Origin of the sequence: Novosphingobium sp. ERN07, from assembly GCF_012641335.1 — a bacterium.
In the GTDB taxonomy this organism is placed as follows: Bacteria; Pseudomonadota; Alphaproteobacteria; order Sphingomonadales; family Sphingomonadaceae; genus Novosphingobium.
In genome coordinates this window covers 213,094-239,033 of sequence record NZ_JABAID010000005.1, presented here as the reverse complement: position 1 = coordinate 239,033, position 25,940 = coordinate 213,094, and the positions used below count along the sequence as shown (strand labels likewise).

20 protein-coding genes are annotated in these 25,940 nt (G+C 62.8%); 10 read left to right on the top strand and 10 right to left on the bottom strand.

Annotated elements, in window-relative coordinates:
- Positions 1-274: 274 nt before the first annotated feature.
- Entirely contained in the window at positions 275-2,026 is a 1,752-nt protein-coding gene (locus HGI47_RS09915; protein ID WP_168852592.1) for a cation:proton antiporter, read from the bottom strand.
- Positions 2,027-2,131: 105 nt separating this feature from the next.
- Between HGI47_RS09915 and HGI47_RS09910 the strand changes: the two genes are divergently transcribed.
- The 4 genes from HGI47_RS09910 (at position 2,132) to HGI47_RS09895 (ending at position 7,581) form a co-directional block, all read left to right on the top strand.
- Complete coding sequence (locus HGI47_RS09910; RefSeq protein ID WP_168852590.1) at positions 2,132-3,607, top strand: DUF4139 domain-containing protein; 1,476 nt, start codon at positions 2,132-2,134, stop codon at positions 3,605-3,607.
- A gap of 8 nt (positions 3,608-3,615) precedes the next feature.
- Entirely contained in the window at positions 3,616-5,148 is a 1,533-nt protein-coding gene (locus tag HGI47_RS09905) for a hypothetical protein (RefSeq protein WP_168852588.1), read from the top strand.
- An 83-nt stretch (positions 5,149-5,231) separates the two neighbouring features.
- Positions 5,232-6,848: a hypothetical protein gene (locus HGI47_RS09900; RefSeq protein ID WP_168852587.1), complete on the top strand. Its 1,617-nt coding sequence runs from the start codon at positions 5,232-5,234 to the stop codon at positions 6,846-6,848.
- A 40-nt stretch (positions 6,849-6,888) separates the two neighbouring features.
- Positions 6,889-7,581 carry an SCO family protein gene (locus HGI47_RS09895; RefSeq protein ID WP_168852585.1) on the top strand — a complete coding sequence of 231 codons (693 nt, stop codon included), beginning with the start codon at positions 6,889-6,891 and terminating at the stop codon, positions 7,579-7,581.
- Here HGI47_RS09895 and HGI47_RS09890 read toward each other — a convergent pair.
- The 3 genes from HGI47_RS09890 to HGI47_RS09880 all read right to left on the bottom strand — a co-directional run bounded on the left by HGI47_RS09890 (position 7,547) and on the right by HGI47_RS09880 (position 10,212).
- Positions 7,547-8,266: a cupin domain-containing protein gene (locus tag HGI47_RS09890; RefSeq protein ID WP_168852583.1), complete on the bottom strand. Its 720-nt coding sequence runs from the start codon at positions 8,264-8,266 to the stop codon at positions 7,547-7,549. The genes HGI47_RS09895 and HGI47_RS09890 overlap by 35 nt on opposite strands.
- Positions 8,267-8,510: 244 nt before the next feature.
- Positions 8,511-9,581: a MarR family transcriptional regulator gene (locus HGI47_RS09885; protein ID WP_370521681.1), complete on the bottom strand. Its 1,071-nt coding sequence runs from the start codon at positions 9,579-9,581 to the stop codon at positions 8,511-8,513.
- An 85-nt stretch (positions 9,582-9,666) separates the two neighbouring features.
- Positions 9,667-10,212, bottom strand: a complete 546-nt coding sequence (locus HGI47_RS09880) for a murein L,D-transpeptidase family protein (protein ID WP_168852582.1) — start codon at positions 10,210-10,212, stop codon at positions 9,667-9,669.
- Between HGI47_RS09880 and HGI47_RS09875 the strand changes: the two genes are divergently transcribed.
- Positions 10,201-10,824 (top strand): hypothetical protein, encoded by a 624-nt coding sequence (locus HGI47_RS09875; RefSeq protein ID WP_206066100.1) that lies wholly within the window; start codon positions 10,201-10,203, stop codon positions 10,822-10,824. The two genes, HGI47_RS09880 and HGI47_RS09875, sit on opposite strands and share 12 nt — an antisense overlap.
- Before the next feature lie 6 nt (positions 10,825-10,830).
- Here HGI47_RS09875 and HGI47_RS09870 read toward each other — a convergent pair whose 3' ends face one another.
- The 3 genes from HGI47_RS09870 to HGI47_RS09860 form a co-directional block, all read right to left on the bottom strand.
- A complete protein-coding gene (locus HGI47_RS09870) occupies positions 10,831-12,120 on the bottom strand; it encodes an adenylosuccinate synthase (protein WP_168852578.1) in 1,290 nt (429 codons plus the stop codon).
- 154 nt (positions 12,121-12,274) lie between these two features.
- Positions 12,275-12,730: a cytochrome c gene (locus HGI47_RS09865; RefSeq protein WP_168852576.1), complete on the bottom strand. Its 456-nt coding sequence runs from the start codon at positions 12,728-12,730 to the stop codon at positions 12,275-12,277.
- Positions 12,731-12,743: 13 nt separating this feature from the next.
- Positions 12,744-14,336 (bottom strand): NAD(P)/FAD-dependent oxidoreductase, encoded by a 1,593-nt coding sequence (locus tag HGI47_RS09860; protein WP_168852575.1) that lies wholly within the window; start codon positions 14,334-14,336, stop codon positions 12,744-12,746.
- A gap of 245 nt (positions 14,337-14,581) precedes the next feature.
- On the opposite strand from HGI47_RS09860, the gene kdgD reads away from it, so the two are divergent.
- Genes kdgD through HGI47_RS09845 form a run of 3 tightly spaced genes read left to right on the top strand, consistent with a single transcriptional unit; the run spans position 14,582 to position 17,916 of the window.
- Positions 14,582-15,511 carry a 5-dehydro-4-deoxyglucarate dehydratase gene (kdgD, locus tag HGI47_RS09855; RefSeq protein ID WP_168852573.1) on the top strand — a complete coding sequence of 310 codons (930 nt, stop codon included), beginning with the start codon at positions 14,582-14,584 and terminating at the stop codon, positions 15,509-15,511.
- Between the two features lie 19 nt (positions 15,512-15,530).
- Positions 15,531-16,427 carry a LysR substrate-binding domain-containing protein gene (locus HGI47_RS09850; protein ID WP_168852618.1) on the top strand — a complete coding sequence of 299 codons (897 nt, stop codon included), beginning with the start codon at positions 15,531-15,533 and terminating at the stop codon, positions 16,425-16,427.
- A gap of 4 nt (positions 16,428-16,431) precedes the next feature.
- Complete coding sequence (locus HGI47_RS09845; protein ID WP_370521680.1) at positions 16,432-17,916, top strand: carboxylesterase/lipase family protein; 1,485 nt, start codon at positions 16,432-16,434, stop codon at positions 17,914-17,916.
- Positions 17,917-17,919: 3 nt separating this feature from the next.
- Here HGI47_RS09845 and HGI47_RS09840 read toward each other — a convergent pair whose 3' ends face one another.
- The 3 genes from HGI47_RS09840 to HGI47_RS09830 are packed head-to-tail and all read right to left on the bottom strand — an operon-like array spanning position 17,920 to position 21,396.
- Positions 17,920-19,737, bottom strand: coding sequence for a hypothetical protein (locus tag HGI47_RS09840; RefSeq protein ID WP_168852571.1), 1,818 nt, complete (start codon positions 19,735-19,737; stop codon positions 17,920-17,922).
- Positions 19,738-19,760: 23 nt separating this feature from the next.
- Positions 19,761-21,098 carry an MFS transporter gene (locus HGI47_RS09835; RefSeq protein ID WP_168852617.1) on the bottom strand — a complete coding sequence of 446 codons (1,338 nt, stop codon included), beginning with the start codon at positions 21,096-21,098 and terminating at the stop codon, positions 19,761-19,763.
- Positions 21,099-21,156: 58 nt separating this feature from the next.
- Positions 21,157-21,396 carry a hypothetical protein gene (locus tag HGI47_RS09830; protein ID WP_168852569.1) on the bottom strand — a complete coding sequence of 80 codons (240 nt, stop codon included), beginning with the start codon at positions 21,394-21,396 and terminating at the stop codon, positions 21,157-21,159.
- A 79-nt stretch (positions 21,397-21,475) separates the two neighbouring features.
- Between HGI47_RS09830 and HGI47_RS09825 the strand changes: the two genes are divergently transcribed.
- Entirely contained in the window at positions 21,476-24,268 is a 2,793-nt protein-coding gene (locus HGI47_RS09825) for a TonB-dependent receptor (protein WP_168852567.1), read from the top strand.
- A 71-nt stretch (positions 24,269-24,339) separates the two neighbouring features.
- Positions 24,340-25,830, top strand: a complete 1,491-nt coding sequence (locus tag HGI47_RS09820) for an aldehyde dehydrogenase (NADP(+)) (RefSeq protein ID WP_168852565.1) — start codon at positions 24,340-24,342, stop codon at positions 25,828-25,830.
- The last annotated feature ends 110 nt before the right edge of the window (positions 25,831-25,940 follow it).

The following is a 25,940-nucleotide window of genomic DNA, read 5'->3' as shown; positions in this document are numbered from 1 at the left end:
CTACTTGGCCCAGACCTCAACTTAGGCTCAGGCCGCCGATCACTTGCCAAGCCTCAAAACAAGCGCCACTCCCGCGCCAGCGGGTTCGTACTTGTCCCACCTCCCGACATAGTCCCGACCGTCTTCGCTAAGAAACGCAGGATCGACTTAATTTTGGTGGTTTTTAGGGCTCAGCACACTCGACGTGTAAACGAGATGCTCTACCAACTGAGCTAAGCGCCCCGGCGGGTGCGCTATTGCGCGGAAAGTCGAGTCAGTCAACCTTGCAGGTGTATTATCCCTCGGATAGCTGCGGCGTGGTGATGATCCGGTCGCGCGCCACGCGAATGTCGCCCGCTTCGATCTGCAGTTTTAGCCGCTCCTTGTCGTTGGCGCGGAACATGTCCTCGCTGCGGGCCACCGCTTCTGCTGAAAGGCCAGCGTCGGCCAGCGCGATTCGGGCCATCTTCACCGCCGATTCCATCACTTCGCGCACCACTGCGTTCACAGGCGCATCGCGCAGGCCGATCACGGCGCGCCGGTCGAACGCGCGAACATAGATCGCCGCACGCGGGAACGCTTCGTGCACCGCTTCCACAAAATCGGGCGTTGCCTGATCGCCGTCCATGCAGAAGAAGATCATCTCTGCATCGCCCGCACCCGCCTGTCGCAACAGATCCAGCCGCGTCCCGTCTCCAAAATAGACCTTGGCCCCGAAACCCGCCGCCACATCGATCATCTCGATATCGGTATCGACCATCGTGACGGGGATGTTGGAGGCGAGCAGCATCTGCGTCACGCTCTGGCCAAAGCGGCCAAAGCCCACCACCACCGCGTTTGCGCCATCGGGCTGCGGACCTTCGCGCTCGCCCGGCGCAGCTTCCGCCTCGCGCCGGAAGCGAGCGGTGGCCATCATTAAGAACGGCGTTGTGGCCATCGAAAGCGTTACCACCGCGCCAAACAGGCTGGCCGCATCGGGCGCGATCAGCAGCGCGTTCTGCGCCTGCGCAAACAGTACGAAGCCGAATTCGCCGCCTTGGCTCAACAGCAGCCCCAGCGCCATCGCCCCGCGCCACGCCATGCCGAATGCCATGCCAATGCCAAATATCACCGCCGCTTTCACCGTGATCAGCGCGAGCGCCATGCCGGCCACGAACAGCGGTCGCTCGGCAATCGCCGTCAGGTTCAGCATCATCCCCACAGCGAGGAAGAACAGGCCGAGCAGGATCGAACGGAACGGTTCGACATCGGCCTCCAGCTCATGCCGATAGGGGCTGTCGGCAAGCATCACGCCTGCAACGAACGCGCCCAACGCGGTCGAAAGGCCCAGCAGTTCCATCACCGCCGCCGATGCCATGACGGTGAACAGCGCCGCCACGACGAACATCTCGCGCTCGCCCAGATTGCCGATCAGGCGGAACAGCGGGCGGATCACAAATCGCCCTGCCGCGATCAGCCCGGCCAGCGCGCCGACAGTGTAGAGCGCCAGCAGCCAACCCGGAGGCCCTCCGGCATCGGCAGGATTGCGGCTCATCGCGCTGATGATCGTGATCAGCGGGATGATCGAAAGATCCTGAAACAACAGCATGGCAAAGGCGCGCTCGCCAAACGGCGTGCGCAATCGGCCCGATGATTGCAGCATCGGCAGCACCTGCGCTGTGGATGAAAGCGCCAGCGGAAGGCCCAAAGCCAGCGCCGCTTCCCAACTGAACTCGGTGAACACGCCGATCACAGCCGTCACCGCAAGCCCGCAGAATACCACCTGCAGCAGGCCAAGCCCCAGAATATCGCGCTTCATCCGCCACAGCCGCGCCGGGTTCAGTTCCAGCCCGACAAGAAACAGCAGCAGAGTGATGCCCAGTTCCGCAATGCCCAGTTTCTGTTCGGCATCGCCCACCATGCCCAGCACTTGTGGCCCCACCACCGCGCCAGCCACGAGATAACCCAACGTCGCACCCAGACCCAGCCGCCGGAACAGCAGCACGAAGATCAGCGCAAAGCCCAGAAGGAGAAACCCATCACGAAGCATGGAAGTGTGTTCGGCCATAGGCTTACCTTTAGGCGCCGCGCGCGAGTCCGCAACCACCGTTCAGCTTGCGTTGATCTGCGGTCACGGAAAGTCTAGCCAGTGGGAAACGACGGAGGGGTATACATGCGCAAGGTTCTAGTAATCGCGGCGGCAACGCTGCCCACGCTTGCAAATGCCCAATCCGCACCCGCATCGGCGCAGGGCGATGTCTCGCTGACCATCTATAACAACGATCTTGCGCTGGTGCAGGACGTGCGCCAGATGAGCCTCCCCACCGGTCGCACCCGGCAGGAATTTCCCGATGTATCCGCCGCAATCCGGCCCGAAACGGTTACGCTTAACGCAGGCGGCACCGGCATCGTCGAACAGAACTTCGATTACGATCTGCTCACGCCCGAAAAGCTGATGGACAAGGCGGTCGGCCAGACCGTCACCGTCGTCCGCACCAATCCCGCCACCGGTGCCGAAGCGCGCGAAAGTGCGACGATCCTTGCCAACAATGGCGGCACCGTGGTCCGCATTGGCGACAGGATCGAAGTGCTGAACCAGTACGGCGCGCGGGTGATCTTCCCCAGCCTGCCCGCTGGCCTGCGCGCACGGCCCACGCTCTCGGTCACGCTCGATACAACCACGCCCGGCAGCCGCCCCGTTTCGCTCAGCTATCTTTCGCGCGGCTTTGGCTGGAAGGCGGATTACGTCGCCCTGTTCGATGAAGCAGCGGGCAAGATCGATGTGCAGGGCTGGATCACGCTGAACAACAACAGCGGCACCACGTTCGGTCAGGCCAAGGTTCTGCTCGTTGCCGGCGCGGTGGGTCAGGACAACAACGGCTACAATCAGAACTACCGCCCGCAGCGCCCGGTCATGCCCGGCAACCGCCCCGGTACGCAGACCGCCAACCGCGAAAGCCTTGGCGACTTTTACGTCTATCCAATCGCTGGCCGCACCACCGTGGCCAATGCCCAGCAAAAGCAGGTCAGCTTCCTCGATGTCGCTGGCGCGCCCGCGACCAAGGCCTACCACTTCCGCAACGGCTGGTTGCAGAACCAGACCGAACCGCAAAGCGCCGACACGGTGCTGCGTTTCTTCACCGCGCGTGAGGCGGGGCTGGGCGATGCGCTGCCCGCAGGCACCGTGCGCGTATACATGCGCGATGCACGCGGCCAGCCGCAGTTCATTGGCGAAAACGGCATTGATCACACCCCGATGGGTTCCGCCCTCGCACTGAAAACCGGCGAGGCGTTCGACGTAAAAGTCCAGCCCATGCTGGAAAAGCGTGATCGCATCGACAGCGGCGAATGGGAGCGCAGCGTCCGCTATCGCGTGAGCACGCCCGGCAAGGCTCCGACCGAAGTCACCGTCGAAACCGAAAAGGTCTTCTGGCGCACCACGATGACCTACAAGGTCACCAACGCCAAGGCTACGCCCGTCACCGTCGAAGTGGTGCAGGGTGGGCTGGACAACTGGTGGCACGATACCCGCGTTCCCAGCGAGACGATCAAGGGCGAACAGCGCTCTGCTGATGAGCGTGTGTGGCAGGTGCCCGTCCCCGCCAATGGTGAGACTACGCTCACCGTCCAGTTCGACACCCGTTATTGAGCTGCCCGGTGCGCCGCGCACTACTTTCCGCGCTGCTGCTATGCGTCAGCGCCCCCGCGCTGGGGCAGGGCATCGTCACGTCGCCCGCGCCAGAAAGCGTCTCGGTCAGCGTCTATCGTGCGCCGCATCGCGCCAGCGACCGTGCGATGGAATTGGACTGGCTGGAAGGCTACGCGCTCGTCACCGAGAAACGCACGGTCGAAGTGCCCGCAGGCAAGTCCACGATCCGCTTTGAAGGCGTGGCCGCAGGCCTTTTCCCCGAAAGCGCCATCGTCACCGGCCTGCCTTCGGGCGTGCGCGAAAAGAACCTCGACGCGGATCTGCTGTCCCCCCGCAGCCTATATGCGCGGATGTTTGGAAGGCCAGTAACCTTGCGCCGCACGCTGCCGGGCAACGGCGGCATTCGCGAAGAACGCGCCGTGATCCGCTCCGGCCCCGATGGCGCAGCGATCCTGCAAACCGCCGCCGGGTTCGAAGTGGCCAATTGCGGCGGGCTGGACGATGAAATTCTCTATGCCGAAGCGCCAAAGGACTTGTCGGCCCGCCCCACGCTTTCGATAGAGACTGAAAGCGCCACCCCGCAAAAGGTCACGCTCTCGCTGTCCTACCTCGCATGGGGTTTTGACTGGCAATCGAACTATGTGATCCACATGAACCCCGATGGTCGCACGGCGGACCTTGCCGCATGGGTCACACTCGCCAGCAGCGATTCCACCAGCTTTGCCGATGCCGAAACCGCCGTGATCGCGGGCGAGGTGAACCGCGAAGATACCGAACGCGGCCAGATGCCTTCGGGCGGTGATCTGGAACTGCGCTGCGTGCTGTCATCACTTCCGCCACCACCACCGCCACCCCCGCCACCGCCACTTATGGCTCCAGCGCCCGCCATGATGATGGAAAGCGCCGATATCGTTGTCACCGCGCAGGCGCGTAAAGGGGCGGCTATGAACGCGCCCATCACCGTCCAGCAGGAAGGGCTGGGCGACCTGAAGCTCTACCGCGTCCCCGTGCCGGTCACCGTTGCCGCCAATGCGCAAAAGCAGGTCGCGCTGGCGCAGAAGCCGCGTGTGAAGATCGACGCGCTCTATCGCGCAGAAATCTGGGAAGACAGTAACGAGCCGGTCCGCCAGATGCTGCGCACCCGCAACCGCAAGGAAGAAGGCCTCGGCTTGCCGCTCCCCGGCGGCCCGGTAACGGTTTTCGAAGCATCCGGCGATGCCATGCTGCTGGCGGGCGAGGGCGGATTGCAGGACCGTGCCGTGGGTGAAGACGTGGAAATCCTGCTGTCTCCGTCCACACAGGTCACCACCACGATGGAGGAACTGGACCGCAAGGGCCGCACTCGCACCGTGCGCCTCACCGCCAGCAACGCGCGGCCCGTGCCGGTCAGCTTCGAAGCGCGCATCGCGCGCAACCCCGAAACGCAGTTAAAGCCCGTCGGCGCAAAACTCACCCGCAAGGATGGTCGCGACATTTGGGCCGCTACCATCCCCGCCAATGGCACGGCGGTGCTGACCTATCGGTTGACGGAAGCGGAGTGATTTTGATCACAATACAGTGAGTTGTGCTTGCCAATCGACAGGCAATATTCGACCATGCTCTTCCAGATCGGGGGCATGATCGAATGAAGTGGTCGGATTTGGGAAAGTACGGCTGCAAGCTGGTTCTTGCAGCCTCTTCGCTTTTGGCGTCCGGTTCTGCCCATGCGACATGGCGTGAAGCTTCGACTACGCATTTCGTCATCTATGCTGATGCATCTGAAAGTGTTTTGCGCGCCTTTGCGCAAAATCTTGAACGATATCATTCTGCGCTCGAATATCTTACGCGTCAGGAAATGGCCACGCCAAGTCCGTCGAACCGCGTCACGGTCTATTCAGTCGGCAGCGTCGACAAAGTCCGCAAGCTTTATGGCGACAAGAACGCCTCGCGCTATCTCAGCGGCTTCTACATCCCGCGCGCAGGCGGAACGCTTGCGATCGTTCCCGATATCACGGCGGGGCGCTCATCGGACTCAGATGAATCGCTTAATACGTTGCTGCACGAATATGCGCACCACTTCATAATGAGCAGCACCCGGTTTCCGCTGCCACGCTGGGCGAATGAAGGCATGGCCGAATACTTCGCTTCCGCCAGCTTTCTTCGCGATGGCTCGATCAGCATCGGTCGGCCCAATCTGGGGCGCCTGCTCGAAAACGTCTATGCCGTCGATGTCACCTTGCCCGAATTGATGGACCCGGCGGTCTACGATGCAAAGAAGCGCACGCAATACGATGCGTTCTATGGGCGTAGCTGGTTGCTGTACCACGCACTTTCGATGGACCCGGCGCACGCCGGAAAGCTCAACCGCTACTATGCGGGTCTTGTGGCGGGTAAGCCATCAGTCGATGCGGCAAAGGAGGCCTTTGGTGATCTTGCTTCCTTTGACCGCGTGCTTGATGCCTATGCCCGAAAGCGTACTTTTTCCACCTACACGATTCAGGCTGCGGGCCTGAAGGTCGGCCCGGTCTCTGTACGGGATCTGCGCGAGGGTGAAGCGGCGGCCATGCCGCTGCGGATCCGCCAGAATCGCGGGGTGGACGAGGAAGAGGCAAAGGCGCTCGTGCTAGAAATGCGCGCCGTCGCGGCGCGCTATCCCAAAGACCCGGCAGTGATGGCCGCGCTGGCCGAGGCTGAACACGATTCCGGAAACGAAGAGGCAGCCGTTGATGCAGCCGATGCCGCGCTGGCGGTGAATCCCGCTGAAGTCGATGCCCATGTTCAAAAGGGCCTGGCGCTGTTCGCCTTGGCCACAAAATCCAACCTTGCCAAAGACTTTCGCGCTGCCAACAGCGCATTCATTGCCCTGAATGCGCTGGAAAACGATCATCCCCTGCCGCTGATGTATTTCTACCGAAACTTCATTGAACGCGGCGCTCGCCCCTCCGATCTGGCGGTGCAGGGTCTCGAAAAAGCGTCGGAAATTGCGCCCTTCGATGAAGGCCTGCATCTGACTTTGGGGAGTCATTACGCCGCAATCGGAAAACGCGATATGGCAAAGGCCCACCTGATCCCGGTGGCGTTCTCGCCACACGGCGGGGGGCAGGCAGAAGCGGCGCGCAAGATGCTGGATGACTTGTCAGCGCCGGCCAAGACAAATGAAGGCGTTCCAGCGGCAAAGACAACAAGCGCGACGCCGGCGAATGCTGCAAACCGCCTAGATTCGTCTTCTCCCGTCGCAAAAACCCCCGCTCAGCAACAATAAAATCGCTGACGTCATGGCGGCATGATGATACCGATCCGTCATGGGCGGGAACAAGGGTGGATTTTCAGGCAGTTCGTGGTTGGGCGTGGCACGGGCCATGTTGCCCGGCATTGCCGTGCCGGGCCTTCTGATCGGTTTGGCCGCAACGTTTCTGATGCTAACCGGGGGCAGCGGCCAGCCCGAACAGCAGCAATCGCGCGTCGATGCCGATGGGCGCTATCAACTGGTCACGCCGTGGAACACGGTGTTTGATCGCGCCATGCTTAAAGGCAGGCCTTATCTGATTTGGTATGGTTGCACCGATTGTGCTGATGGCAGTGCCGATACGCTGGCTCGGATGGTGCGGTTGCGCAAGGCGAGTGGGCAGGGCGATGAAGCTGTGCGGATCGTAATGATCACGCTCGATCCGCAGCGCGACACGCCTGAACGCTTGCGCCAGTTCGTCGATCACGTGGGGGGTGGGGTGATCGCGCTTACCGGTAACGCGGAAGTCGTGGCGCAAGTGGCGGATAATGCAGGGATATTCGTTCGCCGCGCCACGATGCCGGGCGGTGCCCTGCAGATAGAGCATACTAGCGATGTCTATCTCTATGATGCTAATGACGATTTCTTCGCGCGGATCAGCCCGAAAGACAGTGATGCCGCCGCGCTGGCAAAGCTGCGCGGCGTGTTCAAGATTGCGCCCCGAAATGCGGAAACTACGCCGGGCGGTAGATCGCGTAAACTTTCTTGACCTGCACCGTGCTTTCCCACGAACATTCCGCACCTTGTTCCACAAGGAAAACATCGCCTTCACAATAGGTTGCTTTCCGCCCCGCCCCGTCGACGAACGTAACCGCGCCCTGTGTCAGGTGCATCAGTTCATAATGACGATAGGGCATGGCCACGCGCGTGTAGGGCGTGGAATCCCACGTGCCGCAGACGAATTCGCCATTGGCGGAGCGGTAATCGGTGAAGTTCCGGCACGATGGCGTTGGCCCTACCAGCAGATCAGCCAGCGGCGGGTTTGAGGGAGTTAGCGCCGCGGCTTCATCGATTGGGACAAGGCGATCTGCGCCTGCAGGACCGCTGGCGCAGCGCATGACGATGACCGTGGTCGCCGTTCGCGCGGTCCACGAAAAGGGTAGGCTAGCGGGGATCACCACACTATGCCGCGCTGGAACATCAATGATATCAGTGTTTTGGTGCAAGGTCAACGCACCGTCCAGCACGATCACGAACTCGTCAGCCGCCAGTGCCGCTTGAGAGCCCTGACCGGAAAGGCGCATTACGGCAACGCCGACGGGACCGGCGGGCAGCGAAAGCGCCTGCCGGTTTGCTTCCCAGGCCCCGTCACCGCTGGCGGCGAGGAGGTCTGATCGGGCGGCGAAGGCGGCAAGATCGATGAAAGAGCGGACGCGGGTGGGGGCTTCGGTCATGGGGCCTGCCTTTGCTGGATTTGCAGGCGATGGTAGCGAGGTAGCACGCGCAGATGTTGGCGAAGTCCAACCGCACACGGCAGGAATCACTTGTCGGAGCAACACGCACGGTATGGCGCGCTGCCGGGGCGCAAAACCGGTGGATTTGTGCGCCCTTTCAGCGCCATGCAGGTGGCGTTCGAGGTCGGTCAGATGCGCTTAGGTGCAGCTAGGTGCATCTAGGTGCACTTCGGAAACGCACGATTCACAGCGCCAGAAGATCGCTGCCGACTTCTCCGAAATAGCGGGCCATCGCTTCGGTTGCCGTGTCTGAAAGAGTGATGAAAGCGCGGCGACGGTCGGTCGCATCCTCTGCCCGGCAGAACAGGCCCGCACCGGTCATCTGGCTGATCCAGCGCAGCGCAGTGGTGGGCGGCACGCCCGATGCGATGCACAGCGAGGTGACGGAGACGCGCTTATGCTCTGCCCGCGCGGCGGTGAGATCGAGCAGCATGTCCCACGCGGGATCTCCGAAGAGTTCCCCTTCGAAAAAGCGTGAACGTAATTGGCGCTGGCGGATGATCTTGCGGACAAGGCGCGGATCGGGAAGGGAAGGGCGGGCTGGGCGCGCAGATGATTGCACAAGGCGCTGCGTGGCGGGATCGCGGGCGTTGCTGCCATCGAACGAAAAAGCCGAAGCGCCAACGCGATCAGCGTTTCCTTCATCAAGCGGACTGCCTGACAGCGCTTCGAGTTTATGGGCGATTTCGGAAACTTGCTGGGTAAGCCGCAGCAGTGACATGCGATCAATATCCGACAGTTCGCGAACGCGCGAACCCTGCCTGCACAATACCTGACCCAGCGCCATCACGCGATCCGCGCGGCTGGGGCTTACGAGAATCTGCGCGGCGGACTGATCGAGGCAGCCGAACACATCATCAAGCGAACCCATGCTGGTAGATACGACCATCTGTGCCCCGCCATTGGCAACCCGCTGATCCAGACGGGCAAGGGCGGCCATTTCCGCGCCTTCCAGCACTGGGCAATCGACCAGAACCAGATCGCCCAGAGGCGCATCATCAATCCCGGCAGCAATCGTTGCCAGATCGGTGGTACGGGCTACGCGAAGCCCGGCGGCGGCGGCATCTTCGGCCATTTCGCTGCGCAGCCATGCGCGGTCGGCAAAGATCGTGACGGCGAGCGGCGCGAACGTTCGGAGCAACGAAGTGTCATCTCCACCAGCCATGTTCGGCCATCCCTGTTCCGTGCTGGCCCGATCTGTGCTGGCCCGATCTGTGCTGGCGGCGTATTCGAACGGTGCCACTGCCTGTGCCATTGCCCTGTTCCTTAGCATCTCTACGTATGTGAACAGGTGTGGAACAAACGTAGATCAGGTCAAGACCCGTTATCTCGATTTTGGATCAAGATACGATCTCGATGGGGGTTCCATCACCCACAAGTGACCATAATTCTTCGATTTCTTCATTTGATAAAGCGATGCAGCCATCTGTCCAATCGCCGGGAACACGGCCGATTTTGATCCAGTTCGGTTGTCCGTGGATGAATATCTGCCCGCCCGGAGACTTTCCCTGCGATTCGGCAAAGTCCTTATCCGCCGCGTTGGGATAGGAAATGTGCAGCGACAGATGATAGGCGCTTTGCGGGTTGCCGTGGTCGATCACGTAGCGACCTTCGGGCGTCCGTTCATCGCCTTCGAACCGCTTGTGTCCTTGCGGCGCATCGCCAAGCTGGATGCCGTCAAACCGGCGCAACACAACGCCTGTCGCATCGAGCAGCAGCAGGCGGCGCGCTGCCTTTTCCACACGGATTGCGGCTGCATCTTCGGCCTGGACCGCGCTGGCCCCGATCCCGCTGGCGTTGGCAGAATGGAGCGAACCGGGGAACAGTCCGCAAATGGCTGCAACACCGAAAATGCCAAGCACGAGCAGTATGAGATGGCGGCGCATCTTTTCACCATACCGGCAAGCGTCGGCAAGGGAATGGCAACTCGAACATGGCAATGTGCCGAAATGGCATTCGATACGCTGAATTTCTGGGGACCAATCCTGTCCGGTGCCGCCGCTACGGTTGCAGCGGCGGGCATTGGTCGGCTGTGCGTTCCGCGCCAGAAGCAGAGGGTAGGCTGGGGGCAACTGCGCCCCGGTCCGATGCACTGGACCGCACTTTTGCTGGCCACCGGGCTGGCGGGTCTGATGGCTTACGTAGGGCTGTTCATCGGATCGGCGCGGGCTGATGCGGCGGATCAGATGAAGGTGCTCTGGTGGATGGTTGGCGCCTTCGCCGTCGGCGCAGCGATTTGTCTCTGGCAAATGTGGCGGATCGGCCGGGCTGAAACGATGTGGCGCGGTGGGATCATGCAGTTTCGCAGCAACGGCGGCGCAACGGTGCAACGGCCAATCGCCAGTATCACGCGCCTGAAACGGAGCATGGGCGGCATGTTCGTGGTGACATTCGACGATGGCACGGAATTACGGTTCGACCCCTACGCCAGAGGGGCCGATGCGCTGTTGCAGCGTATTGCCGACATTGCCGGAGAGGGCGGCACCGCCGCCCTCTAACGATCATCAGTCGATGAAAGGATCGCGCACGAGGATCGTGTCTTCGCGTTCCGGGCTGGTGGAAACCAGCGCCACCGGCGTTTCGATAAGTTCCTGCACGCGCTGGATATACTTGATCGCCTGCGCGGGCAGATCGGCCCACGAACGCGCGCCTGCGGTAGTGCCGTCCCAACCGTCCATCTCTTCGTAGATCGGTTCGACCTCTGCCTGATCGGCGGCGTGGCTGGGATAGTAGTCCAGCACCTTTCCGCGCAGGCGATAGCCGGTGCAGATCTTCACCTTTTCAAAGCCATCGAGCACATCAAGCTTGGTCAGCGCGATGCCGGTCACGCCGGAAATGGCGCAGGACTGGCGCACCAGCACCGCATCGAACCAGCCGCAGCGGCGCTTGCGCCCGGTAACGGTGCCAAATTCATGGCCGCGTTCGCCCAGGCGTTGGCCGGTTTCGTCCTCAAGCTCGGTCGGGAAGGGGCCGGAGCCGACGCGCGTGGTATAGGCCTTGACGATACCCAGCACGAATCCGGTAGAATTGGGGCCGAGGCCCGAACCGGAAGCTGCGGTGCCCGAAACGGTGTTCGACGAGGTGACGAACGGATAAGTGCCGTGATCGACATCGAGCAGCACGCCCTGCGCGCCTTCGAACAGGATGCGCGCGCCAGCCTTGCGCACGGTGTTCAATCGTTTCCACACGGGCTGCGCGAATTGCAGCACGTAAGGCGCGATTTCACGCAGTTCCTCAATCAGGGCAGCACGATCGACCGGGGGCTGGCCGAAACCTGCTCGCAGCGCATCGTGATGCGCGCAAAGACGGTCAAGCTGCGAATCGAGCGCATCGAGATGTGCCAGATCGCAAACGCGGATGGCGCGGCGGCCAACCTTGTCCTCATAAGCGGGGCCAATGCCGCGCCCGGTGGTTCCGATCTTGCCCGCGCCGGCGGCCTGTTCACGCAGACCATCAAGATCGCGGTGGAGCGGCAGGATCAGCGGGCAATTGTCTGCAATGGCGAAGTTTTCAGCGTTGATTTCAACGCCCTGACCGGTGAGCTTTTCAATCTCTGCCTTGAGCGCCCAAGGATCGAGCACCACGCCGTTACCAATGATCGAAAGCGTGCCGGTGACGATGCCCGAAGGCAGCAGCGACAGCTTGTAGACCTGTTCGCCCACGACGAGCGTGTGCCCGGCGTTGTGGCCGCCCTGAAAGCGGACGACAGCATCGGCGCGGCTGGCCAGCCAATCGACGATCTTGCCCTTGCCTTCATCGCCCCACTGGGCACCAATCACGGTTACGTTGGCCATGAATACACTCCTCCACCCTGCCAGGGTGGATCCAAAAACGCCCTTCGACAGGACTCGGCGTAGCGGATGGATGGGCGAGGCACGGCCCCGCATTTCGGTGCGCGCCCTAGGAGGGGAAGGGCGGGCAAGTCAAGGCTGTAACGGTGGTCTGCGGTCAACGCACGGATTTGACCTGCGCTGGGGTGACCTTATCACGATATCTGTTGCCGAAATGGGTGCGGACGTAGTTGACCACATCGGCCACCTGATCATCAGACATCATGCGGCCCACGCCGGGCATTCCGTGCAGGCCTTTCATGACTACGACCACGGCATAATCGCCTGAAGCGAGGTTCGCGTTTGCGGCCAGCGCGGGATAAATGCCAGCGCCCTGCGCCCCCTTGGCATCGGGCATGTGGCATCCGGCGCAGACGCGGCGGTAAAGTCGTTCACCGTCGGGTTCGCTGAACTGGCGGGCGTTGATGAAAGCGCCATCGGCATCGCCGGATTGTAGCAGGATGGATTTGGCGGGGCCTGATGCTTCTGCCGCCGACTGGGCGATTGCCACGGCGCCGATGTTGGCGAATGCCAGAGCGGCGGCTACGTGCAGGATGCTCGACTGGAACTTCATCGCGGCTCCTTTCTTATCCAGCCATGACGCGCTGGTGCAGCCGCCCGATGGCATCGAGTGCCGATGTGATCGCGCCTTCCTGCCAAGCGGGGATGTAGGATGCGTGTTCGCCCGCCAGCATGATGCGCCCGTCGATCTGGCACAGGTTCTTGTAATGCTCGGCGCGGGCTTCATCGCTCCAGTTGCCGAAGCAGCCCTGCGTCCACGGCACACGGTGCCAGCCCACGGCCACGCCGCTGACGAACTCTTGGCTATATTGCGGGTGGATGCGGCTGCCCCATTCGACCGCACGGGCCACGCGCTCTGCTGGAGGTAGCGAGGTGAATTCATAGGCGAACGCGCCGAAGCCATAGGCACCGAGCAGCGTGGCGGGGCCGGGTGAGCCATAGCGGCTGCTGGGATAGCTGATCTGGCCGATGGGCAGATCGGTCATCGTGATGCCGCCGTAGATCTGTTCGTCCTGTTCCCAGAAGCGGCGCTTGAATTCCAGGCCGACTTTGAGCGAGGCTTCATAGGGCACTGCGCCGATGGCGGCGGCCATGTCTGGCCCCACATTCATGTCGATCTGGCTGAGGATCGAGAGGGGGATCGTGCAGATGCACCAGTCGGCGCGGGCGGTGGCCTTTGCGCCGGTCTTGGTATCGACATAGGCGGCGGTGACGCCGGTTTCGCCCTGCGTGATCTGCGTGACCTTGGCGTTGAAGCGGACGGCATCGCCCACCTGTTTGGCAAAGGCGCGGGGGATCATGTCCATGCCGCCCACGGGTTGAAAAATCGCGGTGTGGTGGGTGGACCCCATGCTGTCGGAAATGTGGTTCCACAGGCCCGATTGCAGGACGGCTTCAAAGGTCAGCGGCTGGGAGGCGATGGGTTCTGCTGAAAGGCCGCCGCCCGGCCCCTTCGTCCAGCCTCTTCGTTCGCTGGAGGGTTTACCTGCGACATAGCGGTAATCCTTGTCGAGCGCCCCCAGATCGCGGAGCGCTTCGAGCAGGATTTCGCCGTCTTCCTTGGTTACCGTATCGGCCAGCGCGTCCTTCTTTACGGCCTTGGCCATCAATTCGCTGACGTGGCCGAGGAAGTCTGCTTGAATATGCCTATAGCGCTGGGGTGCGCCGCCGAACGCCTTCGTGGAATGGACATAGGCGTTGTAGTTCAACTGGATGAACGGTTCGAGCGCGACGCCGAGTTCATGGCAGTAGTGCATGATCGCGTAGTGATTGTGCGGAATGCGCCACGGACCGGGGTTGATGTAGTTGCCGGGCGAAAATGCGCAGGTCTGCGTTGCGCCGCCGAGTTCGGTGAAGCGATCACCGCCGCGCAGCGTCCATGATCGGCCGCCAACGCGATCATTGTATTCAAGCACTTGCACTGCATATCCGGCGCGGCGCAGTTCGTAGGCAGCGGTCAGGCCAGCCAGCCCGGCGCCGAGGATCAGCACCGATGCGCCCTTTGATCCACCTTCAAGGCCGGGCACGCCCTTGAACGGGGAGGCCTGCGCCTGACCGAGGCTGGTCATTGCAAGGTACATGGCCGATGCCCCGCCCGCCTTGCCGATCAGGGCGAGCAGATCGCGCTTGCTGACGGGAAGCGCAGGATCGAACGGCATCGATGAGTCCCCAAGGCAGCGCGGCTTTGGTGCATTTGCTGCAGTGCAGCGTTGTCGGATGGTTCCCGCCCCTTGAGCATACGTTGTTTGACGCATTCGGACGGGCTGCGCGGGGCTTGGTACGGTCGATCTAGCCAATCCGTGCATTGGTCCATCGCGCGTTTGGTTTGGACCCGAAGCGGCGCGCGGCCTAATTCCGGGGCAGCCGAAAGTCTGCGCTTTGACGCAGTGGAGAGGAGCTTCGAATGGACCCCGTCACAATGGCACGCCGGCTTGGCGAAGGCCTGCTGTCATTCCCCGTAACGCCGTTTGCCGATGACGGTGCGGTCAATATCTCCGCGTTTCAGGACCATTGCGACTGGATGCTGCGCCACGATCTTTCAGGCCTGTTTGCCGCTGGCGGCACGGGCGAATTCTTCTCGCTGACGCCGGAAGAAGTGGTCGATGTGGTGCGCGCCGCCGTGGAGGTGCGTAAAGCCGGTGTGCCGGTGATTTCGGGCTGCGGATATGGCACGGCCATTGCCACTGGCATCGCGCGGGGTGCGGAAAAGGCCGGGGCTGATGGCATTCTGCTGCTGCCGCCCTACCTTGTGGGGGCGAAGCAGGAAGGCCTTGCTGCGCATGTCGAGGCGGTGTGCCAGTCAACGGGGCTGGGTGTGATCGTCTATAACCGCGACAACGCTATTCTGGACGACGATACGCTGGAAGGTCTGTGCGAGCGCAATCCTAACCTTGTCGGCTACAAGGACGGGGTGGGCGATATCGAACTGATGCAGCGCATCTATAACCGCATGGGCGACCGGCTGACCTATATCGGCGGGCTGCCCACGGCTGAGACATTTGCCACGCCCTATCTGACGATGGGGGTGACGACCTATTCGTCTGCGATCTTCAACTTCATGCCGGAATGGGCGCTGGCGTTCTATAACGCGGTGCGCGCCGGGAACCATGCCGAAGTGCAGAAGCAACTGCGCGATTTCGTGCTGCCCTATATCACGCTGCGCAATTGCGGGCGGGGCTATGCGGTGTCGATCGTGAAGGCAGGGTGCCGCGTGATCGGGCGCGATGTGGGGCCGGTGCGTTCGCCGCTGACCGATCTGACCGAGGCCGAACACGCCGAACTGCGTGCGCTGGTGGAGAAGGTTTCGGCAGGCTCTCTCGTCGGGGCAGCGTAAATGGGCTAATGCGGAGATGATGTTCGAATTGAGCCAGCTCCGTTGCTTCGTCGCCGCTGCCGAGGAACTCCACTTCGGCAGGGCGGCGAAGCGTCTTAACATGACGCAATCGCCGCTCAGCCGGCAGATACAACTGCTTGAGCGCATTCTGGACGTGACCCTGCTGGAGCGGACCAGCCGCAATGTGGCGCTGACGCCTGCGGGGCGGGTGTTCCTGATCGAAGCGCAGCGGATCGTGCGGCTGGCAGAGAACGCGGCGCTGGCCGCCCGGCGTGTGGCGCGGGGCGATGCGGGCAAGGTTTCCATCGGGTTCACTGCCGTATCGGGCTATTCGCTGGTGCCGGGCATCGTGGCGCAGGCGCGCACGGCGCTGCCGAACATCGATCTTGAATTGCACGAAATGGTTTCGCGCGATCAGACCGAGGCATTGCTGACCGGGCTGGTGGACATCGCGTTCATGCGCCCGCCCATCGTGCGCAGCGAGTTCGAGACGGCGCTGGCACTGTCCGAGCCGCTGGTGGTTGCCTTGCCCGATGGCGATCCGCGCGAGGACAAGGAAGAGCTGACGCTGGCCGATCTGCACGATGTGCCGCTGGTGATGTATTCGCGGAAAGGCGCGGGGTATTTCCACGACATGCTGATGCGCTTTTTCGATGAAGCGGCGCTCAGCCCGGTGGTGGTGCAGCACGTCACGCAGATCCATTCTATGCTGGGGCTGGTGCGTGCGGGCGTAGCGGCGGCCATCGTGCCGCGTTCGGCCGTGGACCTGCACCCCGATGCCGTGAGGTTCCGGCGGCTGGTGACGACACCCGAAGCGCCGGTGGAACTGTTCATGGCGTGGAAGCGCGGCAATCCCAACCCCGCACTGGATGCGGTGCGCCGCTTGTGCCTGGATTGTCTGGCGCAGCAGGCTTGATGGCGTGACCAGCGCAGACCCCATAGCGCTGACGCGGCATGGCCGGGTGCGGGGCCTGCGTGAGGATGGCGTGCTGGTGTTTCGCGGCGTTCGCTATGGTGCGGACACGCAGGCGACCCGCTTTGCCCGTGCGGCGTTGCCCGAAGCATGGCGGGATGTTGCCCCGGCGACAGCCTATGGCCCGGCTGCGCCGCAAACCCACGCGGAAGAGCCGATCAGCGAGGATTGCCTGCTCCTCAATGTCTGGACACCGGCGCTGGACGGTGCCCGCCGCCCGGTGATGGTCTATCTGCACGGCGGAGCGCACGCGCACGGTTCCGGGTCTGATCCGCTATACGATGGCGGCAATCTGGTGCGGCGGGGCGATGTGGTGGTGCTGACGCTGAACCACCGGTTGGCGGGGTTCGGTTACGGCTATTTCGCAGGAGTGGGCGGGCCTGAGGAATCGGGCAATGTCGGCAATCTCGATATCTGTATGGCTTTGCGGTGGGTGCAGGACAATATCGCAGCGTTCGGGGGCGATCCGGGCAGGGTGATGATCTTTGGCCAATCGGGCGGCGGGGCCAAGGTGGTGTCGCTGATGGCGATGGAAGAGGCGCGACCGCTGTTTCATTCGGCTGCGACGATGAGCGGCCAGCATGTAACCGCCATTGGGCCGATGAACGCGCGCCGCCGCGCCGCTGCATGGATGGCGGCGGCGGGGGCAACAAGCTTTGCCACGTTTTGCGAGATGTCGATGGAGCGGCTGGTCGAGGCGATGGGCGCGCGCGATCCGATTGAGGGCAAAGGGGAGATCAGCTTTGCATCGACGCTGGATCATTGCGCGCTGAAGCGCCATCCTTTCCATCCCGATGCGCCAGCCGAGGCGGCGCACATCCCGCTAATCATCGGCAATACGCATGACGAGACGGGCTATTGGCTCGCTTCGGCCCTGAAGGCGGGCGATACCGATTGGGGCAATCTGGAAGCGAGGGTGGCGCAGCAGATCGTCAAGGATGTGGACCCAGCATGGTTGGTGGCGCAGTATCGCGCACTCTATCCCAAACGATCGGCGGGCCAACTGCTGCTGGCCATGTCCACCGCCGCGCGGTCATGGCCGGGACATCTGGTTCAGGCCGAAGCGCGGGCGCGGCAGGACGGGCCGACGTGGATGTACCAGCTCGATTATCCATCGCCCGAAGCAGGCGGGGTGCTGGGAGCATTTCACACGCTGGATATTGGGCTGGTCTTTGCCAACACGCACTTGCCAGCCGCGCGCACCGGCAACACGCCGGATGCCGCGAAGGTGGCAGGGGAAATGGCCGAGGCCTTTATCCGGCTGGCGCGGAGTGGCGATCCCAATGGCGGCGCTTTGCCGCACTGGCCGCGCTTTACGCTGGAGGAACGGGCGACGATGATCTTCGACCGGAAGGTGCGCGTGGAGAACGATCCGCGCGGGGCAGAGCGCAGGTTGCTTGCACCGATCCCCTATATCAAGCCGGGCGGCTGACCTTTACCTGTCCCACGGGAAGGCCAGCGTGGGGCGAGCGGCATAGCGCGTCATTTCCAACGCCAGTTCGGTGCCGCAACCGGGGGCAAGCTGGATGGCAAAAGCCCTGCCGCCCACTTCGCGCCGGATGCCATCGCTGCGCACGGCATCGATGCGGTGTTCGCCATAGGCACCACCCTGAACCACCACTTCGCGCGTGGACGTGCCGGTGTTGACCAGCGTGACGCGCGTTTCACGGTCGGACATGGCCGTCACCAGTGCGGCCACGTCTTCGGGCATTCCCGCGCGCTTTCGCACCGGATCGAAATAGCGCAGGCGGCAGTGCAGGGGCACGCCGCCTTGTGGCGGGCTGGTGCGCGACCATGTGGGGCGGGCGATATGCAGGCCGCCGGTCATGGTCTGGACCAAGGCCTTTGCGCTGGCAGGGTTGAAATCGAGCGTCCAGTCCGCCAGCCGGGTTTCAGGCGTGGAGGTATCGGCGCGCATTGCGGCAACGCGCGCATCAAGGCGCTGGCGATCAGCCACAAGCGCGCGTTCGGCATAGCCCGGATCACGGCCTTCGAGGAAGGCAATCCACGGATCGTCGCCCGCGATGGCGCGGTCTTCAGGCGCTTGTGTGGCGTACCAGATCTCGAACGCGCTGGTGCGATAGGGGCCGGGCTTCCAGCCATACCAACCTTGCGGACCGTGCATCGTGGGCGTGGAAAACGTGCCATCGACAATGCGCCCGGCATCGTTGATGATCGCGGTCTGCCGCCGCCACAGGCGCATGAATTCCATGTCACCGCTGAGCAGCAGCGCATTGTAGAACGCCGTGATCGAGCGGGGCACGCGGTTACGGTGTTCGCGTTCACCGGTTTGCGGGACGATGGGGGAAAAGTTCCAGCCATAGGTGCCGCCCCACCAGGCTGGCGCGATGCTGCCATCGAGCGCGATCTTGCTGGGCAGGACGCCGCCATTGGCGCGCATCCGGTCTGCCCATGCGCCGAAGTAATCGAGCGTCCATGTGCGAAACCGCTCTCCCAGCCCCAGCGCATAGGCATTGAGGCCAAGCGTGGTGGCCTGAAGGTTCAGCGGGTTATCGCCCACCACATCGGTATATTCGGCGTAATGGGCAAGGAACTGGCCGTAATCGTCCTCACCATGTTCAAGGTGAAAACGTGAGGCATCGAAAGGATCGCCTGCCCAATCGAGCGGGGTCGCCTTGCGCAGCATCGGGCCGCGGCTGCCGTTGAGCAGGCTGCGGATCACGCGGGCTTTGCGATCGTAGTTTCCGACCGACTGATCGTGCCCGGTGTAGAGATCGGCAAAGGCGCGGGTGCGGGCGGCAAGGCGCGGGTCGGCAGGTGCGCTCAGGCCCATGACGTTGAACGTGGTCAGGCCTTCGGCATTGTGCTGCCAGTCCATCTGCACGGGAAAGTCGCGGTGATACATGCCCTGCCGCGCGATGGGCACGTCGCTGGTTCGGGCAGCAGCATACTGGCGCAGATGCCCTTCCCAGAAGCGCTGCGACAGGTCGAGCAGGCGGTCTGATGCGCCGAGGGCGTGGAGCAGAACCCAGTCGTTGGTGAACTCTGCGGCGTCATCAGGCCCATCGTTCGCGCCCCAACGCACGAAGCAGCGCAGCGCGTCGTTTTCATCGACATAGCGGGCGTAGTAGGCCTCGCACGCTTTGGCATGGGCGGCCAGAAGATCGCGCTGGAGCGTGGCCCAGCGGGGGGTGGGCATGGGCGTATCGACCGCCAGCGGCGCTGCGGGCAAGCCGCGCGGGCGGGCGGGTAGGGGAGCGCAGCCGGTGGCGGCGAGGGTCGTCAAACCCAAGAGTGCTGCGCGCCGGTCAATCCTCACGCCGCCAGCTCCAGCCTGCGGATCGGGCCGACGATGACGGTGTAGGCAAGGATCGTGAGCACGCAGTGCAGCGCGACAAAAGCCAGCGCGAGGTCGAACGAGCCGGTGGTGCCGACGATATAGCCCACGACGATGGGCGTGACGATGCCAGCGGTGTTGCCGAACATGTTGAACACGCCACCCGAAAGCCCGGCAAGCTGGCGCGGCGCGACATCGGCCATGACGGCCCAGCCGAGCGAGGCGACGCCTTTGCCGAAGAACGCCAGCGACATCAGCAGGATCACCAGCCATTCCGCATCGACCCACACGCAGCCGATGATCAGCGTGGCCAGCGCCATGCCCAGCACCAGCGGCACCTTGCGGGCGCGATCAATGCTGCCGGTGCGGGCAAGGATACGGTCGGACACGATGCCGCCGGCAAGCCCGCCGATGAAGCCGCAGATCGCCGGAACGGCGGCGGCAAAGCCCGCTTCCATGATGTTCAGCCCGCGTTCCTTGACCAGATAGATCGGAAACCAGGTGACGAAGAAATAGGTCAGCACATTGATGCAATACTGGCCAAGATAGATGCCCAGCATCATGCGATTGGCCAGCAGTTGCCGCACGTTGTGCCAGGTGAAGGTTGGCTGTGCGGCGGCGCTGGAGGGGCGCTCCATCGCGATTTCGCCGCCGCCTTCGCGGATGAGATCAAGCTCTGCCCGATTGATGGCGGGATGCCGGTCCGGTCCGTGGATGAAGGCCATGAAGATGGCAGCGGCGGCGATCCCCAGAACGCCCATCACCCAGAACACCGCACGCCAGTGAAAGGTATGGACCAGCCAACCCATCAACGGCGCGAAGGCGACGAGCGAGAAATATTGTGCCGAATTGAAGATGGCCGATGCGGTGCCGCGTTCGCGGGCTGGGAACCATGCCGCTACAAGCCGCGCATTGCCGGGAAACGAAGGGGCCTCTGCCAGCCCCACGAGAAAGCGCATGACGAACAGGGTGGTGACTGCCGCCAGGCCCGGAATCCAGCCGACGAACCCTTGCAATGCGGTGCAGAGCGACCAGAACGCGATGGCGGCAACATAGACCCGCTTGGTGCCGAACCGATCCAGTAGCGCGCCGCCCGGAATTTGTGCCAGCACATAAGCCCATGCGAACGCCGACAGGATGAAGCCGGTCTGCACTGCCGTGAGGCCGAGTTCGGCGGAGGCTGCTTCCCCTGCGATGGAGAACGTTGCGCGATCGGCATAGTTCAGCGACGTGATCAGAAAGATCAGGGCGATGATCTGAAAGCGAATCCGGGTTGGGCGCGTGGCAGTTCCGCTGGGCGCTGGTTCGCTGGGCATCGTCTTCTCCGGGTGATCGTTATCGCGGCCCCTCATTCGATGCGACGCTCCCAATGTATTAGGGCTTTGCGCGCACTTGCCGGAGGCTGTCCACGCTGTGGTAGCCAAAGCGGCATTGCCGGTCCAAGTCCAATTCCGCAGGGATTGAGCCAAGGACGGCATTGATCGCGCAGCAGGTGCGGGTATCGGACGCTGGGCGGGTGGCTACTCGCCAGCGCTTGGCCGTGATCGGTGCAACTTGCGCAATGATCCATGCGCGATTGAGGTTGGCCTTGGGCAAGGCACCGTCGCTATCCAAAGATCGCTCCGGCAAACATGACCGGGAATGATTTGGTCGGTACGCGGCATCGCGACGGCCAGGTATGAGGGGATACGAAATGGCACTTTTCGATCTGCGCGCAGCACGGGCTGCGCTGGCTTGTTCATCGGCTCTGGCGACTCTAGCCGCCGTCCCCGCGATTGCCCAGGATGCCGCGCAATCGGTGGCGGATGAGGCTGCGCCGCCCGAATCGGCAATCATCGTGACCGGTTTCCGCGAAAGCCTTTCCAGCGCGCTGGGCCTGAAGAGGAACGAGACGGCGGCGATCGATGCGATCAAGGCCGAGGATATTGCCGAGTTTCCCGACCTGAACCTTGCAGAATCGTTGCAGCGCATTCCCGGCGTGGCGATCAGCCGCGTCAACGGCGAAGGGCGCAACATTTCGGTGCGCGGCCTTGGCCCGGAATATACCCGCGTCCGCATCAACGGCATGGAAGCCATCGGCACCACCGGCGGCACCGACAATTCGGGTGGCGTGAACCGTGGCCGCGGGTTTGACTTCAACATCTTCTCGTCCGACCTGTTCAACAGCCTTGCCGTGCGCAAGACCGCTTCGGCCGATGTCGAGGAAGGTTCGCTGGGGGCGACGGTCGATCTGACCATTGCTCGCCCGTTCGATTTCCGCAAGCCAACGGTCAGCATCTCGGCACAGGGCAGCTACAACGACCTGTCGCGCAAGGTTACACCGCGCATTTCCACGCTGGCGACGACGACCAACGATTCGGGCACGTTCGGCGTGCTCATGTCGATCTCATACGAAGAGCGCCGCATCAAAGAAGAGGGCGCGAACATCACGCGCTGGACCTATGGCGGGTTCAATGGCGGCTTCAATGCGGCATCGACGCTGCCGGGCAAGACGATTGCCCAGATCAACGATGCCAACCCCGATACTGCGCTGTTCCACCCGCGCATTCCGGGCCTTGTCTCTTACGATATCAACCAGAAGCGCCTTGGCGCGGCGGTTTCGGTGCAGATGCGGCCTGCGGAAAGCACGTTGATCTCGGTCGACGGGCTGTATTCGCGGCTCGACGGGACGCGCGCGGAAGCGCAGCTTCAGGCGATCAGCTTCTCGCGCTCTGGTTCGGGCAAGCCGCAGACGATTATTCGTGACGGTGTGGTCGATGGGAACAACAACATCATCAGCGGCCGGTTCGACAATGTGGACCTGCGTTCGCAGGCGCGCTTCGACAAACTGGTCACTGATTTCTACGAAGTGACCGGCAATCTTGAGCAGGAACTGGGCGAAAGCCTGAAGTTCACCGGCCTTGTCGGCTATTCGAAGTCAGCGTTCCGCAATCCGGTGCAGACGACCGTCACCATCGACGCGATCAACAGCCCGAATTTCCAGTACGACTTTTCCAGCCGTTTCCCTGCCATCGTGCCGGGCGTTGACGTAACGTCGCCCGCCAGCTTCGGTTTCGTCAACAGCACGTCGGAAGTGCGCATCCGCCCGCAGACGGTGGACAATTCCTTCACCACCGCCAAGGGTGCGCTGGAATGGAAGGCCAGCGATATCCTGACCTTCAAGGGCGGCATGGACTGGCGCCGGTTCAGCTACAACTCCACCGAACAGCGCCGCATTCAAGGCGAGACGCGCGTCAATTCGCTTACCGCATCGCAACTGGCGGCAGGCACACAACTGTTCAGCGGCTTCGGGCGCGGGCTGAACCTGCCACAGGGCACCCCGACCGGTTGGGTGGTCCCGAACCTCGATTACTTTGCCAACAACTATGGCATCTACAGCGATCCGCTTTACCAGACCGGTGGCGTGGAAAACGCAACGGCGCGCGGATCGTACATCACGGTGACCGAGAAGGATCTGGGCGCGTGGGCAATGACCGCGTTCAACATGGCCGATGTGGGCCTGCCGCTGCGTGGTGACGTGGGCCTGCGCTATGTGAACACGAAGCAGTTCTCGACCGGCTATGCCAGTCAAGGCGCGAGCATCAATTTCGTGACTGCAGAGCGCAGCTATGATCGCTGGTTGCCTTCGGCCAATCTGGTGTTCGACGTCACCCCGCAACTGCTGGTGCGCCTTGCCGCTGCCAAGACGCTGGCCCGCGCTGGCATCGCCTCGCTCTCGCCCGGCGGCAACCTGAACGTTTCGGGCGGCAATCGTTCGTTCAGTTCGGGCAATCCTGATCTGAAGCCTACGGAATCGACCAATCTTGATTTCGCGGTGGAGTGGTATCCGGCCAAGGGCGCGATCTATTCGGTGGCGCTGTTCCAGAAGGATATCGGCACTTTCGTGCAGACCTTGGCGGTCACGGTGCCATTCGCCGCGCTCGGCCTGCCGGATTCGCTGCTGACCGGCACAACCGCCAGCCCGACCGACGATTTCATCGTCAGCCGCCCGGTCAATTCCAATGGTGGCAAGTTGCGGGGCTTCGAGGTCAACGTCCAGCAGCCGTTCACCTTCCTGCCGGGCATTCTGGCAAACTTCGGCGCGCTGGCGAACTACACTTATGTGAAGTCGGATATCGAATATCTCACTTCGGCAAACGGACAGTCTTCGGTTGTAGCGCCGCTGCTTGGCCTGTCGAAGAATGCAGCTAACCTCACGCTCTATTACGAGGACAGCAAGTTCTCGGTGCGCGGTTCGGTGGCTTATCGTTCGAAGTATCTGACCGCTGTTCCGGGCACAGAAGGCAACGCTTTCAACGGCACGAACAGCACGACGAACCTTGATGCGCAGATGTCCTATGCGATTACCGACAATCTCAAGGTGAGCCTTGAGGCGATCAACCTGCTCGACACCAAGAACGATCAATTCGTGGACGAAACCAATCGCCTGAACGTGCTGACCCACAGCGGTCGCCAGTTCAACCTCGGCGCCAAGTTCACGTTTTAAGTTCGAGTTGCTCCCTGCCCGGTCCGCCTTGCTACGCGGACCGGGCCTTTTTCATGTGAGGCAAATTGACGATGGCTGCTGCTGACGCTCCCCTGTTCTCGATCGACGCAGCCACCGGAAAGCGTTTGGGCGATCCTTTGCCCGTCGATGGTCCGGCAGAAGTGGCCGCTGCCTGTGCCGCTGCCGATGCGGCTTTCGATCCGTTCCGCATGGCGGATCATGAAGTCCGCGCGCGCCTGCTCGAACGGATCGGTGATGAACTTGTGGCCACGGGCGATGTGTTGATCGAAACCGCGATGCGCGAAAGCGGCTTGCCCCGCGCGCGGCTGGAAGGGGAGCGCGGGCGCACGGTAGGCCAGTTGCGGTTGTTTGCCGATGTGGTGCGCAAGGGCGATTGGCTGGAACGCCGCATCGATCTGGCTATGCCTGATCGCCAGCCTCTGCCGCGCCCGGATTTGCGGATGCGGATGATCCCGCTGGGACCGGTGGCGGTGTTTGGCGCATCGAACTTCCCGCTCGCCTTCTCGACGGCAGGCGGCGATACGGCATCGGCGCTGGCAGCAGGGTGCCCGGTCGTGGTCAAGGCGCATCCTGCCCACCCGCGCACGGCCCTGCTGGCCGCGGAGGCTATCGGGCGTGCTGTTGCCGCCTTGGGTCTGCCCGCGGGCGTTTTCGGGCAGGTTCAGGGGCCATCTGCAGAATTGGGTACGGCGCTCGTGCGCGACCCCCGTATCGCCGCTGTGGGCTTTACCGGATCGCGCGGCGGTGGACTGGCGCTGGGACGCATCGCGCAGGAACGCCCGGTGCCGATCCCGGTCTATGCCGAAATGTCGAGCATCAATCCGGTGGTGCTTCTGCCGCAGGCCCTGCAAGCGCGGGCAGCGGCTATCGGACAGGGGTTTGCCCAATCGCTGACGATGGGAGCGGGGCAGTTCTGCACCAATCCGGGTCTGGTGCTGGGCATTGCCGGTGAAGAGCTTGATGCGTTCTGTGCTGCTGCTGGCGCCGCGATCAGCGATGCTTCGGCGCAAGTCATGCTCACGGATGGAATCCGCGATGCCTATGCCCGGCATACCACCGCTTTGGCACGGGCAGAGGGTGTTACCGTTGCTGCAACCGGTGCGTTGGCGGGGGACGAGCGCAGGGCCAGCAGCATGATGCTGCGCACCAACGCCGCAACTTTCCTTGCCAATCCGCGTCTGCATGAAGAGGTGTTCGGCCCGGCAGGGCTGGTGGTCGCTTGTGCGGATGCAGACGAACTTGCCGCCGTGCTGCGCAGTCTCGAAGGGCAACTTACTGCAACGTTGCACATGGCCGCTGAAGACCTGACAGCTGCCCAAGCCCTGTTGCCCATCCTTGAGCGCAAGGTCGGGCGGATTCTCGTGAACGGCTGGCCGACCGGGGTCGAGGTATGCGACGCTATGGTCCACGGCGGCCCGTTCCCGGCGACCACCGACGCGCGAACGACATCGGTGGGAAGCCTTGCCATCGACCGCTTCCTTCGCCCGGTCTGCTATCAGAATTTCCCGCAAGGCCTCCTGCCGGATGACCTTGCGGGGTAAGGGCTGACGGCTAGTGGTTTGATATGTGCGTGCCGAGGTGGTGGTCCGCGATGTAGCCAAAGGTGAGGCCGGGGCCGAGCGTTCCGCCCGCGCCTGCACCTGCATCGTGG